Here is a 19,614-nt window from a genome sequence, read left to right on the forward strand (position 1 = left end):
AAGGTTGTCTTTCTGTTGATATTGAAGAATATTCTAAAGAAAATATGATAAAACTATTGATGTAGTATTATGAAAACTATAAGTGGTAAAAAGTTTTGCAAGTTATTAGAAACTCATGGTGAATACTCGCAAGAATTAATGTAAGTCATTATATACTGAAAATTTTTAAGTTTGTCAATTTTTTATTGTTCTTTTTCCCGCCGCACGCCACAGGCGGACAGCGTCAAAGAACCAGACGAAGTCCGCCTACGGCGAAGTGCAAGTGTAAAAATTAGTACTAAATCATACTAAAATTATTTTACATGTAAAATAATTTATTAAATTAAAGCCATAATCTAGCCTTTCGCGAAGCGTGCCGACGAAGTCCGCCTAGCGAAGCGTGCCTATGGCAGGTGTGCTGCGGGAAAAGTTGATAAAAATAAATAAAGACATTAATTACATGCCCGCCCTTTAAAATTTGAAATTTCATTTTGAATGTTAACTCAATTAACTTTAAAATATATCTAACGCACGGTAAACCAAATTTATTATATAAACAAAATTTGAATTATAAATAAATTAATATTTTTAATTTTATTCTGCGTGCGATGGATGAGATTAGAAATAAAAAAAATTAAACTAATTATATTTTTGTATTGACAATTTTTTTATATTATGCTATATTCGCAAAAATTAAAAATCTATATCATTATAAGGAGGTGGTGCTATGCTAAACAAAAACTTCTATTCTCGCTCACTACTCAGCTTCAAAAGAATCGTCTACCTGATATGTCACTTCAATTAATATATTTTCTATAATTACATTCATATATTAAAAATTATAAAACCGTTTTTGGTTTTTTGATTTGTTATTTTAGCTTTTGTAAATAACAGTATTAGAATAAATTTATTATAAAAAATAATAATTTTTAGATATTAGAATTGAAATATAAAAGCGAGTCGTAGCCAGTTAGTGAGTTTACTCACTAGCTTATTATAGGCGTAGACGAGCATAACAATAATAAAAAATAATAATTTATTAAATAATAAAAAATCGTTTTGAAAATATTATTATTGGAGTTGATATCATGAAAAAAATACTAGAAAACAAAAACAAATTAATTTTTTCAGCATTAAATAATACTGATAAAGTACTAGAAGTATTTAATTCATCATTAGAAGGCATATCAGAAAAAGAAGCAGATAAAAGATTAAAAGAATACGGATTAAATAAAATACCCCATAAAAATAAAAAAACTATTTTTAAAAGAATAACCGAAGGTTTCATAAATCCATTCACTTTAATATTATTTGCATTAGCTGTTATTTCTATTTTTACAGATATATTAATACCTTTTTTCAAGAATGAAGAAATTTCTTTTTTGACAGTAATAATCATTTCTACAATGATAACAGTATCAGGATTAATAAGATTCATTCAGGAATATAAATCAGATAATGCATCAGAAAAACTTCTTAACATGATAAAATCTTCAAGCATAGTTTTGAGAGAAAATATCAAAAAAGAAATAAACAGTGAAAATCTAACAGTAGGCGATATAGTTTTTATTAATGCCGGTAATATAATACCTGCTGATATAAGAATAATAGAATCAAATAACTTTACAGTTTCTCAATCAGTATTAACAGGAGAAAGCGAGCCTTTAGAAAAAAATAATTCTGTATGTAATGAGGAATTAGAATCAGTAACAGATTATTCAAATATTGTCTTTATGGGTTCTAATGTAATAAGCGGAGATGCTAAAGGTATAGTAATCAATATTGGAAAAGATGCATTTTTAGGAGATATCGCAAATGAACTTTCAAATATAAATGAAATAGATACAAGCTTCACTAAAGGAATAAATTCTGTATCTTGGCTATTGATAAGATTTATGTCTATAATGACTCCTGTTGTATTTTTTATTAATGGATTTACAAAAGGAAATTGGATAGAAGCATTATTATTTGCTATATCAATTGCAGTAGGTTTGACACCAGAAATGCTCCCTATGATTGTAAGTGCATGCTTGGCAAAAGGTGCAGTGTCTATGTCAAAACAAAAAACTATAATAAAAAATCTTAATTCTATACAAAGTTTCGGTGCTATGAATATATTATGTACTGATAAAACAGGCACTTTAACTATGGATAAAATTTCATTGAAACATTATTTTGATATCAATGGAAATGAAAATAAAAATGTTTTAGATTTAGCTTATTTAAATAGCTATTTTCAAAATGGTTATAGAAATGTTTTGGACAATGCTATTATTGAATATATAGAACATAATAAAAAAAATGTTAATAATAAAGAATTAGAAAATTACACAAAAATAAATGAAATTCCATTTGATTTTATAAGAAGAAGATTAAGCATATTATTAAAAGAAAATAATAATATAAAAATGATAACTAAAGGAGCCTTTGAAGAAATGATTTCAATTTGCTCTTATGTTTATGATGATGAAAAAATATCAAAAATAACAGAATTACAAAAACAAGAATTAAATAAAAAAATTAACTCTTTAAATGATAAAGGAATGAGAGTAATAGCATTAGCTGTAAAAGATATAGAAATAAATAATGAAAATCAATTAAATGATTTAGAAGAAGTTAAAAAATTAGAAAATGAAATGGTATTAGTAGGATATTTAGTATTCTTGGATCCTCCAAAAGAGTCATCTTACGAAGCTATAAAAAAATTAAATGAATATGGTGTTGATGTAAAAATACTTACTGGAGATAATGAAAAAACAACTATTAATGTATGCAATAAATTAGGAATAAATATAAACGGTATTTTGCTTGGAAATGAAATTGATAAATTAAATGATGATGAATTAAAAATAAAAGCGAAAAAAGCTAATATATTCGCTAAACTTTACCCTCATCAGAAATCAAGAATAGTATCCATATTAAAAGATGATGATAATACAGTCGGCTTTATGGGTGATGGTATTAATGATGTGCTTGCTATGAAAATGGCTGATATATCCATTTCAGTTGACAGTGCTTTTGATATAGCTAAAGAAGCTGCTGATATAATACTATTAGAAAAGGATTTAACTGTATTAGAAAAAGGCATAATAGAAGGAAGAAAAACTTATGCCAATATGATAAAGTATATAAAAATAACTGCTTCATCAAATTTTGGAAATATGTTTTCTGTATTAATGGCTTCTATACTTTTGCCATTCATACCAATGCAAAGTGTGCATTTGATCATACTAAATTTAATATATGATTTAAGCTGCACTTCAATACCTTGGGATAATGTTGATAAAGAATTTTTAAAACTTCCAAGAAAATGGGACGCTTCAAGTATAGGAAACTTTATGTGCTGGATGGGACCTGTAAGTTCTATATTTGATTGGAGCACTTATTTAATAATGTATTTTATTTTCTGTCCATTATTCGTTTCTAATGGAATATTATATAATAAATTAGGCAATTATTATAATGGTGCCGATTTAGCTAATATAAAAACAATGTATACTTCTATGTTCCAATCAGGCTGGTTTATAGAATCTATATGCACACAAGTTTTGGTTATATACATGATAAGAACTGCTAAAATTCCTTTTATAGAAAGCAGACCTTCAAAACAAGTATTTTTATTAACTTTTTCAAGCATTATAATTTTGTCTATAGTGCCTTTTACAAATTTAGGACATCATTTAGGTTTTGTATCATTGCCTAAAACTTATTTTATATTTTTAGTTCCTTGTATATTTGCTTATATATTATTAGTTACATTATTAAAGAAAGTATATATTAGAAAATTCGGTGAATTATTATAATATATTAATAATGAAGCATATACAGATTTTTTTTATTATTTCTGTATATGCTCTTACTATTAATATGTAATTTTTCATTATAAATAGTTTAGTTTATAATTTTGATATTAAATTTGGTTTATTTAAAGTTTGACAAAAGTTAATTTTTATTAGATAATATGATGTCAATAAAAATTTGTCAAAAAATTAATTAAAGGTATTGTTTATGTTTTCTTATGTTGTTAAAAGATTATTAGTATCACTTTTAACCCTTTTTGTTATAGTAACAATAACATTCTTTTTAATGCATACAGTACCGGGCGGGCCTTTTGTAGGTGAAAAACCGCTTAGTAAAGTGGCATTGGAAAACTTAAATAGAAAATACGGACTTGATAAGCCCTTAATAGTTCAGTACGGTAATTATTTAAAGAATGCTATTAAAGGGGATTTAGGTACTTCTCTTACTAAAATAGGCCAGTCAGTTTCCGGTACAATAGTAAGAGCATTTCCTGTATCTTTCAGACTTGGAATATTCAGTATGTTTATTTCTACTACTATAGGAGTTTTATTCGGTATAGTTGCGGCATTAAGGCATGGTAAGTTTGTAGATAGGGCTGTTATGGTGGCAGCTACTTTAGGTATAGCAGTACCTAGTTTCGTTGTTGCTACGGTTTCTATTATTATATTTTCTGTAAAATTAAAACTGCTTCCTGCTTATGGATTCGATTCTTTTGCTCAATATATAATGCCTGGATTTGCTTTATCTTTCAGCTCTTTAAGTTTTATGGCAAGACTTATGAGAAGTTCAATGCTCGATGTTATACACCAAGATTATATAAAAACGGCAAGGGCAAAAGGCATATCAAGAAGCATAATCATATTTAAGCATGCTTTAAGAAATGCTATTATACCAATAGTTACATATATAGGACCTCTTGCTGCAGGTATTCTTACAGGTTCATTCGTTGTAGAGAAAATATTTAATATACCAGGACTTGGAAGATATTTTGTTGAAAGCATAACTCAAAGGGATTATCCTACAATATTGGGTGTTACAATATTCTATGGGGCTTTTTTGATAGCAATGAATTTCTTGGTTGACTTATCTTATGGTATTATAGACCCTAGAATAAAAATACAGGAATAATTTTATAATTCTTATAAAGGCGGATATTAATTGATGGAACAAAGTTTAGATAAATCATTATTTGTAAAAGCAACGGATGAAGAAAAAGCTGCTGCTGAAGTAAAAAGAGAGAGTGTAACATATTGGCAGGATGCATATAGAAGATTTAAAAAAAATAGAGTGGCTTTGGTATCTATTATAGTTATAGGTATTATAGCTATTCTTTCTATTATAATACCCATGGTTTCTGAATATGGATATGCTCAAATAAACAGAGGGGTTGAAAACAGTCTTCCAACTTTAGAGCATCCATTCGGTACAGATACTTTGGGCAGAGATTTGCTTGTAAGATGTATGATTGGTGCTAGAATATCTCTTTTAATTGGTATAGTATCAGCTACTTTAGTTGTCATAATAGGTATAGTTTACGGTTCTATATCAGGATATTTCGGAGGACTTACCGACAGTATTATGATGTGTATAGTTGACATAATAAGTGCAGTACCGACACTTTTGGTAGTTGTATTATTATCTGTTGTTCTTAAGGCTCCTATGGATAAGTTATTTTTACAAAATGAATCATTGAGAGGAATAGGACTTTTAGGGCCTGGACTTTTCAGTATATTTATAGTTATATCTTTGCTTTATTGGACTAATATGGCGAGAATGACAAGAGGACAGATTTTAGCATTAAAGGGACAGGAATTTGTAACCGCAGCTAGGGCTTTAGGTACTCCTCATAGTAGGATTATTTTCAAACATTTGATACCTAATGCAATGGGAGCAATAATAGTATCAGCTATGGTTCAGATACCTAATGCTATATTTGTTGAAGCATTTTTGAGTTTCTTGGGTTTAGGAGTTAGTGCTCCTATGGTTTCTCTTGGATCTTTAACTTCAAATGCTGTAAGCGGAGTTTATTCTTATCCTTATCAATTGCTTTTCCCTGCTGCTTTGATAAGTGTTATAATACTTTGCTTTAATTTGGTTGGTGACGGATTAAGGGATGCATTAGACCCTAGAATGAAGAATAGATAATATAAATTGTGATATTGATGTATTATTGATATACAATTTTTATTAGCAATACATTATAAAAATTGATAGCGTCTGATAAGTTTGCTTGTCGTACACTATTGCCGAAGGCATGCAGAGCAGGCGAACAATTTTTATTAGCAATATATTATAAAAATTGAGAGCGTCCGATAAGTTTACTTGTCGTACACTATTGCCGAAGGCATGCAGAGCAGGCGAACAATTTTTATTAGCAATACATTATAAAAATTGAGAGCGTCCGATAAGTTTACTTGTCGTACACTATTGCCGAAGGCATGCAGAGCAGGCGAACAATTTTTATTAGCAATACATTATAAAAATTGAGAGCGTCCGATAAGTTTACTTGTCGGACACTATTAGCGAACAATTTTTATTAGCAATAAAGGAAAATTGAGTAATGGAAAATAATCATTTATTAGAAGTTAAAAATTTAAGCGTATCTTTCTTTACACCTCTTGGTGAAGTTAAAGCTGTTAATAATATTTCATATAAATTGGATAAATCAAAAGTATTGGGTATAGTAGGAGAATCTGGAAGCGGTAAAAGTGTATCTGCTTATTCTATTATGGGACTTATAGAAGAGCCTGGAAAGATTATAAATGGAGAAATACTTTTTGAAGGAACTGATTTAATCAAGCTTTCAGAACATGAAAGAAAAAAAATAAGAGGCGACTTAATATCAATGATTTTCCAAGACCCAATGACTTGTCTAAATCCCGTATATACTATAGGCGACCAATTAATGGAGGCATTGACTACTCATAGAAAAATAAGCAAAACAGATGCAATAGAGAGAATAGTAGAGCTTTTGACTTTAGTTGGTATAAATGAGCCTAGAAGAAGAATAAAACAGTATCCACATGAGCTTTCAGGAGGTATGCGCCAGCGTATAATGATAGCTATGGCACTTGCAGGAGATCCTAAAATACTTATAGCAGATGAGCCTACAACAGCATTAGATGTTACTATACAAGCACAAATACTTGAGCTTATAAAAGATATACAGAAAAAAATCAATATGGCAGTTATACTTATTACACATGACTTTGGTATAGTTGCAGATATGGCAGATGATATTATAGTTATGTACGGCGGCGGTATAGTTGAGAGGGGAACAGTTTTTGATATATTCGAACGTCCTAAACACCCTTATACTTTGGGACTTTTAAAATCACTTCCTCGTATTGATATAAAACAGGATAGACTTATTCCTATAGAAGGAACTCCTATTGATTTACTTAATATGAAGCCAGGATGTCCTTTTAGTACAAGATGTGAAGAATGTATGAAAGTATGTATTGATAATAAGCCTCCTATAACTGAATTTGAGAAGGGTCATTTTTCAGCTTGCTGGCTTCATCAAATACCTAATTAATTAATGTTTAGTGTGAAAAATAAAAATAGTATTATAGTATAGAGAGAGTTTTTATGGCACCTTTAATAGAAATACAAGATTTGAAACAACATTTTAAGATAAAAGGCGGATTTTTCGGGAGAAATATACAAACTGTAAAAGCGGTTGATGGAGTAACTTTTAGTATAAATAAAGGAGAAACTTTCGGACTTGTTGGGGAATCCGGAAGCGGTAAAACTACATTAGGAAGAACTTTACTTCATTTATATAAACCGACCAGTGGGAAAATATTTTTTAATGGCGAAGAAGTTAATAAAGAAAATTACAGAAATTATGCTAAAAAAATGCAGATAATCTTCCAAGATCCTTATGCTTCTTTAAATCCTCGTATGACAGTTGAAGATATAATAGGTGAGGCATTAGATGTGCATAAGCTTTATTCTACTAAAGATGAGAGAAGAGAAAAGGTAATAAATCTTCTTAAACTTGTAGGACTTAATGCTGAGCAGGCACAAAGATATCCTCATGAATTTTCAGGCGGACAAAGACAGCGTATAGGTATAGCCAGAGCTTTAGCAGTTAATCCAGAGTTTATAGTTTGCGATGAACCTGTATCGGCATTAGATGTATCTATTCAGGCCCAAATTATAAATATGCTTTATGATATGCAGCAGGAGATGAAGCTTACTTATCTTTTCATTGCTCATGATTTAGCAGTTGTTCGTCAGATATCTAAAAGAATAGGTGTTATGTATTTGGGAAATATTGTTGAGCTTACAGATAGTGAATCATTATACACAAAATCTTTACATCCTTATACTCAGTCTTTAATTTCAGCAATACCAATATCAGAGCCTTCAGTGGCAAAGACAAAGAAACGTATAATACTTTCAGGTGAAATACCTTCTCCAATTAATCCTCCTTCAGGATGTAAATTTAGAACTAGATGTCCTAAGGCTGAGGCTGTTTGTGCAGAAAAAGTTCCAGAGTTTAGAGAAGTAGAAAACGGACATTACTGTGCTTGTCATTTAGTATGATTATTGGCGAATTATATAATAAGATACTATATTAAATGCATTGTTTTATTGTTTATTAATATTATATTTGTGATTATACAGCTTAGAATATTTAAACTTTCAAGATATGGAAAAGTGTTGCTAAAGCATTATTATAATATTGCAAATGTAAAGAATTAGCTACTATAGATGTATAGATATATAGTTTATTCTACATATTTGTAATGTAATCAAAATAACTAATTTAATAGAATTGGTACATTGTTGATATCTAAAAATATATAGATAATGGAACTTTTACGTATATAAATATCATAGTTATGAACTATTAAAAAGCCTAGAAAAATATATTTTATTTATGAAATATTATAATGATATTATTTAAGTAATTATATAGTTTTTGTAAAATTACTTTATTTTATAGATTAAAATAATTTATATTATTAATTTTTTCTTGACAATACTTTATTATGAAATATAATTCCAATAAATAAATAACATACTAAGGTTAGGTACAATGAAAAAGTATTTTTATTTAGTTTTTATTATTTCTATTTTTATATCTTCATGTTCAAATAAGTCTAATATTGAAGATAATGTTGTATATGTAAATTTAGGTGCTGAACCTAAAACTATAGACCCTGCTTTGAATATAACATTGCAAGGTTCTACTTATGTAACACATTTATTTGAATGTTTAACTACAAAGTATAAAGATATTGCCATTCAGCCGGGAGCAGCAGAGAGTTGGGATATATCTGAAGACGGACTTACATATATATTTCATTTAAGAACTAATGGAAAATGGTCTGACGGAAAGCCTTTAACGGCACATGATTTTGAATACTCTTGGAAAAGGGTAGTTGATCCTGATACTGCAAGCGAACCTAGTTATTTATTTGAACCTATACTTAATTTCTCTAATGTTAATGGCGGATATATGCCTGTTGATGAATTTGGTATAAAAGCTATAGATGATTATACTTTAGAGGTAAAATTAGAATATCCTACAGCTTATTTTTTGGAGCTTGTTAACTTACCTGTATTTTCACCAGTAAGAAAGGATATGGTAGAGAAAGATCCTGATAATTGGACTAGAAATCCTAAAACTTGTATAGGTAACGGAGCTTTTGCTTTATATGAAAGAAAACCTGATCAAAGTATTACAGTTGTAAAAAATACTAATTATTGGGCATCTGATACTATAGTTGCTGAAAAAATTAAATTTGTTCTTATGGATAATCCTAATTCTGCAGTTGCCGGAGTGAAAGAAGGTTCTTTACATTTTTCAGATCAATTTCCTTATCAGGATATAGATACTTTAAGAGAGGAAGGCTATATTGATACTGCTACTAGAATAGGTACTCAGTATTATGCTTTGAATACAACTAATGAAACTTTAAAAGATAAAAGAGTAAGAAAGGCATTATCTCTTGCAATAGATAGAAACTATATAGTGGAAAATGTTTTAAAATCAGGTAAGCCTGCAGGAGCATTAGTTCCTTGGGGGGTTACAGATGTTGAAGGATATTTCAGAGATAATGCAGGAGAATATATAAGCACTAATAAAGAAGATTATAAAAAGAATGTAGAAGAAGCTCAGAGATTAATGGCTGAAGCAGGTTACCCTAATGGAGAAGGTTTTCCTGTTTTAGAGTTTTTCCTTACTTTCAGTAATGATATACCTATGTTTGAAGCTGTTCAGAATATGTGGAAAGTTAATCTTGGAATAGATGTTAAACTTACTCAAATGGAATTCGCTCCATTTATACATGCATTCAGAACAGAAAGAAATTACACTATGGCTGCTGCAAGCTGGACAGGAAGCTATAATGATCCTACTACTTTCTTGGGTATGTTTGTAAGCTATTCATATAAAAACCATTCTCTATTTACTAATAAAGCATTTGATGATGCAATAATTGCAGCTTCAAGAACTATAGATCAAAATATTAGAATGAGAGAATTGCATAAAGCTGAAAAAATATTGATAGATGATGAGGCGGTTATAATACCTATAGCATATTTTGAACCTGCTGTATTAAAAAGTCCGAATTTGAAAGATGTATTTTATATACCTTTTGCTCAGTATAAATTTTCATATTCTTATTTAGAAAAATAAATATTGATTTATGACAAAAAATGTATATCATGTAGTATGTGTGGAAATTTGATTGCTGGGGAACAATTTATTATGGAAGACATTTTTATAGGAAAATTAATTAAAGAACTGCATACAACTTTAGATAATAGATTTAATAGATTTTTAGATAAACATAAACTAACATCTTCGCAGATGGATATACTGATGTTTCTTTATCGCAATGAAGAAAAAGTCATAAATCAAAGGGATATAGAAAATTTTTTGGGCTTAAGTAATCCTACAATAGCAGGTACTTTATATCGTCTTGAAAAAAAGGGATTTATAAAAAGAAAAGTAAGCTTGGAAGATAAAAGGTATAAGGAAATTTATCTCACTCAAAAAAGTAAAAAATTGAAAGAAATTGTATTTGAAGATATAAAAAAAAATAATGAAGTTATGTTTTCGAACATGTCTGATGAAGAAAAAGAAACTTTAGTTTTTATAATACAAAAACTTCTTAGTAATATACAAGATAAAGATAATACTTTTAACTAGCTTTATATGAGGTAAATACAAATAAAGTTATGCATTCTATTGAAGTTGATAAAAAAGCCAAAAAAATATTATTCAATTATTTCTGGAAAAACGGCTGGATAGATGATAGTAAAATGCATATAAATGAAGAAGATTTTTTATATGCAAAAGAAAAAGGCTTGATGTTTGACTTTTCAAAAGAAATTATTAAATATAATGATCTTATAAAAAATATATTTGGTTTAATAAAAGAAATTGATTTTAATAATACAGTCAAAGCATTTTTATGCAGTTTATCGTCTAGGGCTATTCATTTAAGAAGTTTCATCTCTAGTTATTATTTATCTAAAAAAATGATGTCTTATGATTTTTCAAACACTGAAAATATAGAAAAAGAATTTTATAACAAATACAATATCATCATAGATGATTTTCATTTGGAATATCAGAATGTTTATAATTTTGAGAAGTATAAATGGGGCGGAGTGAGACTTGAACAATTATCGTATATTTATTTTGATTTAAGAGAGTTTAGTAAAATAGATTTTGAGTTTAATCCCACAAAAGAAGATATAAATATTTTTAATGCTATATTAGAAAGAATAGATTCTTATAATATAAAAAATGATTCTGCAAATAAAATGCAGGCAGTATTAAAAGATATATTAAAATCATCAAAAGATGAAAGGATTATTCTTTTAGAAATACTTGCTTATTTAGATATTTTAGAAGCCAAAGAAGAAAGAGAGTACAGAGATACTGAATTATCAGAAAAGTTAATTAATTGGAGAGGGGGAGACTCCTATAATAAAGTTAATGCTAAAAATATATTCGGTAATTATTTATTAATTTAATTTATATACATTATTGGCATTATAAAGCACACAAATACAGAAAATACTAAATATACATATACAAACATTATAGGCTTATTATCTATAACTATATTTAATGTATTATTATCCTCTCTGTTTTGAAATGAACTTATAAAAGATTTAATAGTATTTAATGAAATCAATGTTAAATGTATTAAAAATATAATATTCAAAATGATTAATGTTAATTTATTGGGTGTAAGTCCGTAATTTACTATTCTATATATAGTTGCTGTGATAGTTAATATGTCGAAAAGTAATGCAAATATTGGTACTATCAGATACATTGCTTTTATGAATATATTTGATTTCTTTTCCATTCTTGTAAACATTAAATTAATTATAGTTAATGATAGAATTATATTATATAATATGTATACGAATCTATTATCATATGGTCTTGATTCATAAGGAAGTATAAGAAACATCATTATAAATATAGTAAATAGATTAATCACCAAAATGAATCTTGAAATATACATTGATATTATAGATTTAGTATTATTATATATTTTATATGATATGAATGGTACGAATCCATACAAAAATATTATAAGACATATAACAATTTTTGCTATTGTAAATCCAATATCTGTTGATGATGAAAATAATGCTGCTATAGAAAATCCAACTATAAAAAGTCCGTAAAATAATATAGCCAAGATTGTACTGCTTCCTGTATTAAGTATTAAAAACCATGTAAAAGTATCTCCAAATAAAGTAAAAAAGTCAGATATAGAATCAGTATCCATTACATTAAATGAATTGTATGAAAGTATCATTATTACGAAAAATATAATATTAAAAAATATAATTCTATTCATTAATATTTGAAAATCTGGAGTATCGGTGGGAGGCATATAAACATAGTTAAAAAATATATTAGAAAAACTTGCAATCAAAGATATAAATAAAAATGATAAAAATGTAATTAAAATAAGTTTTTTATTTAAATTATTTAAATGAAAAATTATAGTAAAACAAAATAGATAAAAGCTAATAAAAAAATGCATATTTAAAAATATTGGAAGTATATAGTTTTCATCTATAATTTTTAATGTAATTATATAAATACATGCAGGAATAGTTGATATTGCTGATATTAATATATATTGTAATGTTTTTAAATAATTTTTCTTTTTTGTATTATTTTGAGCAGTTAAATTATTATTATTATTCATTTCATAAACTCCGTAATTTGACTAATAATATATATCATAAACAAAAAAAATCAATGTAAATAATACAATGATTTTTTATTGAAAAAACTATTTTTTTATATTAAACTTAATTAATTATAAAATATTGGGATTTGCAATTATGTATAATGATATAAAAAATTATTTTTATGAGTTTTATAAAAAGTTGGATAAAGATTCTGTATTAATGGCATTAGATTTTAATATGGATAATACATCGTCGTACAATTCTAGCTTATATACTATAGATAAAAATTATAAAGTAATAAAAAATGATATAACAAATATTCTTTCAGGATATTCATTCAATGATAATTTATTAGTTCATAATGGAAAATTGTATAATAAATCAGAAATTGATGATAATAAAGATTATATAAATAAATTGATAAATGAAGCATTCAATAAAAATATATTGTATGGTATACCTTCATATTTTATAGATAATACTAAAAAAATTAATAAGGCTTTATTTTTAGATAGAGACGGCGTTTTAATTGAAGATGTTGGATATATAGGAACTACCGACAGAGTAAAAATAAATTTAGATTTTATTGATATAGTTAAACATGCAAATGATAAAGGATATATCACAATAGTAACAACAAATCAGGCAGGAGTATCATACAATTATTATACCAATGAAGATGTGAATAATGTTCATAGATATATATACGATGAATATAAAAATAAAGGTGCGATTATAGATGATTTTTATTATTGTCCTTATCATATTAAAGGGCATGTAGAGCCTTATAATATAGTTTCTATGCTAAGAAAACCTGAATGCGGAATGCATTTGCTTGCCTCAAAGAAATACAATATAGATTTATTTAATTCTTTTATGATAGGAGACAGAGATACTGATATTGTAAAAATACCTTATCTTCGTACATTATTAGTTGCTACAGATGTTTATGATATAGAAAATAAATACAATATAGTAAAAATAGATGATATATATAATATTATTAAATGAATATCATTATATAAAAATAGACTTATTTTTAAACTAATAAATTGGTAATTAGTTTTAAATAAGTCTATTATATTTAAATCAAATTTATTGCTGTATTTCAGGTATTTCATTATTTTTTAATCTTTCAATAAAGCTTCTCAAATCGTTTTTATTACCTTGATTATTATTAACCTTTCCTCTTTCAATGATTCTCTTAGTACCAAGACTTACTATTGTTTGTATATCCAAAATGAAGCTTACAGTACCATCACCCAAAACAGTAGCACCAGCTAAACCTTCTGATTTTGTAATATTGTCTTTAAGAGTTTTAATAACTATATCTTGTTCACCTATTAAGTTATTAACAAGTAATGCTACTTTTTTACCTTCAGAAGAAAGTATAACAGCATAATAAGATTTTATATTATTGTATCTTGAAGGAAGTCTGAATAATTCTTTAATACTTAATACATTGATAACATCATCTCTAACTTTAATAACTTCTATTCCTTCCAATTCCTGAATATCTTTAACATCTATTTTTACAGTTTCTAATATACTGTTAATAGGAACTGCATAATATTCTTTTTCAGCATCAACTATAAGAGCCTGAATAATAGCAACAGTAAGAGGAATTCTTAAGAAGAAAGTAGAACCTTTTCCCCATTCTGTTTCTATACCTACAGTACCATTGATTTTCTCCAAACTTTTCTTAACAACGTCCATACCAACACCCCTTCCGGATACATTTGTAATTTTAGCAGCAGTAGAGAAACCAGGAGCAAATATATATTCAAGCATTTGTCTTTCTGAAAGTTTAGCATCAGCAGATACAAGTCCTTTTTTAACGGCACTTTCAAATATTTTCTGAGGTATCATTCCTTTACCGTCATCTGATATTTTTATGATGATCAAGTTACCTTCATGCGAAGCACTTAAAACAACCGTACCTGTTCTAGGCTTTCCAGCTTTTTCTCTATCTTCAGGAAGTTCTATACCATGGTCCATAGCATTTCTTATAATGTGTACTAATGGGTCAACTAAGACTTCAATAACGGATTTATCTAATTCAGTTTCCTCTCCATACATTTCTAATTTTACTTCTTTACCTAAATCTCTTGATAAGTCTCTTATAAGACGAGGGAATCTGTTGAAAGTTTGAGCTATAGGAAGCATCCTAATTTTCATTACAGTTTCCTGAAGTTCATTTGTTACCCTTGTAAGAAGCTGATAAGAGTTTCTAAACCTGTCTAAAGTATTTTTAAACTCTTCTTCCATTTTTACAAATTCATTTAATTTATTATTGAATCCGTCAATATATGTATTTCTAATTTCTTTAGCTTCTTTTTTCTGTAAATGCTCTTCAAATTTTCTAAGTATCTGTACAATACTATCTCTATAATATCTTTTTACTTCATTGATGCCAGTACCTATAATTTTTTGATATGAAGTAAGATCATCATCATACTGTACATAAGAACTTTTATTTGTTACAAGCTCTCCAACTTGGTTCATCATAGCATCAATTCTGTCACTTTCTACCCTTAAGAATGAGCTTTGTCTTTCTACTTTATGATCTTTACTGCCTTTAGCAGCATCAGTTTTTTTAGCGGCACCTGAAGGAGCAGAAGCTTCTTTTGCTTTTTGGGCTTCTTCCTTCTGTTTTTTCTCTTGAAGGAATTTCTCATATTCTTCAAGTATTATTTCTTCTATTGATATTTCTTTAGTAACATCTGGTAAAGTAATAGCATCTATTATAGTTTGATCTTCTTTAATAGCTGCTAGTATATAAGTTACATGTTCATAAAACTCATCACCTTCCAAAGCTTCAAGTGGAGGTATACTTCCCATTATTTCGCCTACATCTTTTAATGCAACGAATACTTGAACCCCACCTACAGTTCTCATAGGGCTTTCAGGATCAAAACTTACATGAACTAATTTTGTTTTAACATTTTCTTCTACATTATCCCTTATTATTCCTAATAAATCACTGTCATTTGGAAGAAGTTCATATTTATTTATCTTTTTTTCAGCTTCAGGAGCGGCAGGAGCATTTCCAGACGTAGCTGCAGCAGGAGCATTTCCAGAAGATGGTGCAGGACCTTGTCCCAATTTCATGTTTTTAAAATCTTCTAATTTTTTTATTTCAGCTTCTATATCGCCGGAATATTCACTTTCTTCGCTTGCGGTATTAATAAGATCTTTTAATATATCTATACCTTTTAAAAGTACATCTATAGTAGCATCATCTACTTCTATTTTATTATTTCTTATTAAATCTAATAAGTCCTCAAATCTATGGGCATATTTTTGGGTTTCAACGAGTTCTACAGCACCGGCACTTCCTTTTAAAGTATGAACGGCCCTAAATATTTCCTGTATTGCATCAACATTGTTTCTTTCATTATCCAAAATAAGAATATTTTGTTCAAGTCTATCTAGCATTTCAAATGCTTCTTCAAAGAAATCTTTAAGCAGACTTTTTATATAATCATCCATTTACACGCCCCATAAAATTGAAAATCTTATTATATATTATCGTAAAAACCTAAAAATATCTATAGCAAATAATATTTTGCTTGAAAATATACTATTTTATTATATGATAAAAACAGTTAAATGTCTACTTTTTTATTTTAAAGGGGTATAAAAATGAAAATATGTATAATAGGTACAGGGTATGTAGGACTTATTACAGGTGCTTGTTTGGCAGAAATGGGTAATTACGTTATATGCGTTGATAATGATGAAGAAAAATTAAAAAAACTTAAAAATGGTATTACACCTTTATATGAACCAGGTTTGGAAGAACTTATAATTGCTAATGTTTCTGAGGGAAGATTAGAATTTACAGATGATTTGTCTTATGCTGTAAAAGAGTCAATAGCATGCTTTATTGCTGTTGGAACTCCTTCTGGAGATGATGGAAGCTGTGATTTAAGTTTTGTGCTTTCTGTAGCTAATGATATTGGAAAGGCTATGAATGGGTATAAAGTTATAGTAGATAAATCAACTGTACCTGTTGGAACTCATAAATTAGTAGAAAATGAAATAAAAAAACATTACAGCGGTGAATTTGATGTAGTTTCTAATCCTGAGTTTTTGAAGCAAGGTGCTGCTGTTGATGACTTTTTAAAGCCTGATAGAGTAGTTATAGGCTCCAACTCTGAAAAAGCTATAGATATAATGAGAGATATTTATAATCCTTTTACTAGAACAGGAAATCCTATAATAATAATGGATGTACGTTCTGCTGAGATGACTAAATATGCTGCTAATGCTTTTCTTGCTACTAAAATATCTTTTGCCAATGAAATTGCTAATATATGTGAAAAAGTAGGTGCTAATGCTGATTTGGTAAGAATCGGTATGTCTAGTGATAAGAGGATAGGAAATCAATTTTTATTTCATGGTTTAGGATATGGCGGAAGCTGTTTTCCCAAAGATGTACAGGCTTTGATTAAAACTGCATCTGATTATGGTATAGATTCTGATTTACTTAAAGCTACTCATCAAGTTAATATTAATCAAAGAAAAATTTTTGTTAATAAGATTTTTAAATATTATAATAATGATGTTAAAGGTAAAACTTTCGGTTTATGGGGATTAGCATTTAAACCTAGAACTAATGATATGAGAGAAGCTCCTGCTATCACTATAATAAATATGCTTTTAGATGCCGGCGCTAAAATAAGAGCTTATGACCCTAAGGCTTTTGATAATGCCAAGTCTATATTCGGTGATAAAATATATTATGCTGAAAACTCTTATGATGCTTTGAAAAATGCTGATGCTTTGATTTTAGTTACAGAATGGAATGAGTTTAGAAGACCTAGTTTTGATAAGATAAAGGAACTATTAAAAGAGCCTGTAATATTTGATGGAAGAAATCAATATGATAAGAAAAGAATGAAAGAAAGAGGTATTAAATATTTTTCATTAGGTGTAGCTGATAATTAATAATGATATATTTTACTTCTGATACTCATTTTTTTTATATGCCGGCAAACAGAAAAAAATTATTTAATGATTATCAAGATATGCATGATTGTTTGATAAATAATTGGAATGGTAAAGTAAATAAAAAAGATGATGTATATATAGTTGGTGATTTTTCTAATGATAAAGGATATTTAAAAACTACTGAATTATTAAAATCATTAAATGGAAATAAATACCTTATAAAAGGCAATAATGATAAATTTTTAGATAATGATAAATTTGATAGAACATTATTTAAGTTTATTAAAGATTATTATGTTTTGGATATAAAGGAGTATAGTAATATAATAAAAAAAATAGTCTTGTTTCATTATCCTATAATGGAATGGGAAGGCTATTATAATAATACTATGCTTATACATGGACACTGGCATAAAGATAAAAAATATCATCGTTTAGCATTTAATGCGGCATGTGATATTCATAATTTTAGCCCATTGTCTATTAATGAAATATTAGAAATGGTGCTAAATGAATAATTATAAAGATATACTATTAAATAGACTTCATACTACTATAAATCATAAAAATGAAATAGAAAATGATTGTATAAAATTTTTAAGTTATGATATTACTATAGAGCCTAAAATAGTGCAGATTGAAAAGAAAAAAAGTATATTATGCACAGTATATTTTTATGTTAAAGCACCTCTTTTCGATAATGTTTTTTTTGAGTCTTCCTCTAGTATAGCTTCAGATGAATATAAGGCTATAGAGTTATCCTCTGATAATTTTGTATATTGTGCTTTGCAGGGTATATTAGATTTTCTTTCAGGCATGCATCATCATGAAATAGAAACTTCAATACTAGGTAATAAAAAGGCTTTTACTGTATGCGAAAGTCCTATATTAGGTTTAGGAAATATAGACAATAGTATAAACAATAAAGAAGATTTTTATAATGATTATATAGGTTTTGATGAAAAAAATGGATATGCTAGTTTTTTATGGAATTGTATACATAAAGAAGTTCCTTTTATACTTGCTAATAATAGAGTAAGTTTTATAAAGACTTATGCGGCCAAAATGCCTAATAATGATATTATAGTAGAATGCACAATAAATAATATTCAGAATAAAACATTAGAAAACTGCGTACAAAATGAGATTATTAAATGGGATAATAATGGAGAGTTTTTTTCTATAAAGCAATTTTTCTTTATACTTCAATCAGATACTACTTATATTAAATACCCTTATACAAAAGAAGAAATTGAGTATTTTGTTATGGAGTATGTATTAGAATTTGAGAAGTGTGATTTTGATTATGATAAGGTTATTAAGAATATAAAAAATGTAATATCTGATAATAACTTAAGAGAGGAAATAATAAATTTTGTTCCTGAGATATGTGCTGAATATGCTTTTAAAGATGCTGTTTTTAATGATAGGGTAGATGTTTATATAGAAAATAATCATTATAATGTATTGAAAACTCAGTTTACAAGTTATAAATATATTGAGGATTCTTTGATAGATGGATTTTCAAATAATATTTTTCAAAAAGAAACTTTTAATGAATTAGTTCATATTAGTAATTCTTATAATATAATATATGAGGCTATGCAAAACGATAATAATATAAAAATGAATGATATATTTGTTTCTGTTGCTTTTAATTTTACTAATCAATATCAATTTATATAA

At 27.4% G+C, this 19,614-nt stretch carries 14 protein-coding genes; 12 read left to right on the forward strand and 2 right to left on the reverse strand.

Annotation, left to right across the window (positions count from 1 at the left end; all coding sequences use genetic code 11):
• The first annotated feature begins 1,067 nt into the window (after positions 1 to 1,067).
• From mgtA to BRSU_RS02925, 8 genes are all read left to right on the forward strand, one after another.
• Positions 1,068 to 3,782 (forward strand): magnesium-translocating P-type ATPase, encoded by a 2,715-nt coding sequence (gene mgtA, locus BRSU_RS02890; RefSeq protein ID WP_048593704.1) that lies wholly within the window; start codon positions 1,068 to 1,070, stop codon positions 3,780 to 3,782.
• Positions 3,783 to 3,987: 205 nt separating this feature from the next.
• Positions 3,988 to 4,908, forward strand: coding sequence for an ABC transporter permease (locus BRSU_RS02895; RefSeq protein WP_048593705.1), 921 nt, complete (start codon positions 3,988 to 3,990; stop codon positions 4,906 to 4,908).
• Between the two features lie 33 nt (positions 4,909 to 4,941).
• Positions 4,942 to 5,925, forward strand: coding sequence for an ABC transporter permease (locus tag BRSU_RS02900; RefSeq protein WP_048593706.1), 984 nt, complete (start codon positions 4,942 to 4,944; stop codon positions 5,923 to 5,925).
• Positions 5,926 to 6,340: 415 nt separating this feature from the next.
• Positions 6,341 to 7,318, forward strand: a complete 978-nt coding sequence (locus tag BRSU_RS02905) for an ABC transporter ATP-binding protein (RefSeq protein ID WP_047117084.1) — start codon at positions 6,341 to 6,343, stop codon at positions 7,316 to 7,318.
• Positions 7,319 to 7,371: 53 nt separating this feature from the next.
• Positions 7,372 to 8,334: an ABC transporter ATP-binding protein gene (locus BRSU_RS02910; RefSeq protein ID WP_048593707.1), complete on the forward strand. Its 963-nt coding sequence runs from the start codon at positions 7,372 to 7,374 to the stop codon at positions 8,332 to 8,334.
• 496 nt (positions 8,335 to 8,830) lie between these two features.
• On the forward strand, positions 8,831 to 10,435 hold the full coding sequence (locus BRSU_RS02915; protein ID WP_048593708.1) for a peptide ABC transporter substrate-binding protein: 1,605 nt from the start codon (positions 8,831 to 8,833) through the stop codon (positions 10,433 to 10,435).
• Between the two features lie 72 nt (positions 10,436 to 10,507).
• Positions 10,508 to 10,951 (forward strand): MarR family winged helix-turn-helix transcriptional regulator, encoded by a 444-nt coding sequence (locus BRSU_RS02920; RefSeq protein WP_048593709.1) that lies wholly within the window; start codon positions 10,508 to 10,510, stop codon positions 10,949 to 10,951.
• A 29-nt stretch (positions 10,952 to 10,980) separates the two neighbouring features.
• Complete coding sequence (locus tag BRSU_RS02925) at positions 10,981 to 11,784, forward strand: hypothetical protein (protein ID WP_048593710.1); 804 nt, start codon at positions 10,981 to 10,983, stop codon at positions 11,782 to 11,784.
• Here BRSU_RS02925 and BRSU_RS02930 read toward each other — a convergent pair.
• On the reverse strand, positions 11,781 to 12,986 hold the full coding sequence (locus BRSU_RS02930) for a hypothetical protein (RefSeq protein ID WP_048593711.1): 1,206 nt from the start codon (positions 12,984 to 12,986) through the stop codon (positions 11,781 to 11,783). The two genes, BRSU_RS02925 and BRSU_RS02930, sit on opposite strands and share 4 nt — an antisense overlap.
• Before the next feature lie 139 nt (positions 12,987 to 13,125).
• On the opposite strand from BRSU_RS02930, the gene BRSU_RS02935 reads away from it, so the two are divergent.
• Positions 13,126 to 13,983 carry a D-glycero-alpha-D-manno-heptose-1,7-bisphosphate 7-phosphatase gene (locus BRSU_RS02935; RefSeq protein WP_048593712.1) on the forward strand — a complete coding sequence of 286 codons (858 nt, stop codon included), beginning with the start codon at positions 13,126 to 13,128 and terminating at the stop codon, positions 13,981 to 13,983.
• A gap of 84 nt (positions 13,984 to 14,067) precedes the next feature.
• Here the strand turns inward: BRSU_RS02935 and BRSU_RS02940 are convergent, their stop codons facing one another.
• The gene (locus BRSU_RS02940) at positions 14,068 to 16,464 is read right to left on the reverse strand and encodes a chemotaxis protein CheA (protein WP_048593713.1); all 2,397 of its coding nucleotides are present in this window, start codon (positions 16,462 to 16,464) and stop codon (positions 14,068 to 14,070) included.
• Positions 16,465 to 16,617: 153 nt separating this feature from the next.
• Between BRSU_RS02940 and BRSU_RS02945 the strand changes: the two genes are divergently transcribed.
• From BRSU_RS02945 to BRSU_RS02955, 3 genes are read left to right on the forward strand one after another with little or no spacing between them, the layout of a single operon-like run.
• Positions 16,618 to 17,925, forward strand: coding sequence for a UDP-glucose dehydrogenase family protein (locus BRSU_RS02945; protein WP_048593714.1), 1,308 nt, complete (start codon positions 16,618 to 16,620; stop codon positions 17,923 to 17,925).
• Between the two features lie 2 nt (positions 17,926 to 17,927).
• Entirely contained in the window at positions 17,928 to 18,446 is a 519-nt protein-coding gene (locus tag BRSU_RS02950) for a metallophosphoesterase (RefSeq protein ID WP_048593715.1), read from the forward strand.
• Positions 18,439 to 19,614 (forward strand): DUF6348 family protein, encoded by a 1,176-nt coding sequence (locus BRSU_RS02955; RefSeq protein WP_048593716.1) that lies wholly within the window; start codon positions 18,439 to 18,441, stop codon positions 19,612 to 19,614. The genes BRSU_RS02950 and BRSU_RS02955 overlap by 8 nt, the downstream gene beginning before the upstream one ends.

Source organism: Brachyspira suanatina, from assembly GCF_001049755.1.
Classification (GTDB): Bacteria; Spirochaetota; Brachyspiria; order Brachyspirales; family Brachyspiraceae; genus Brachyspira; species Brachyspira suanatina.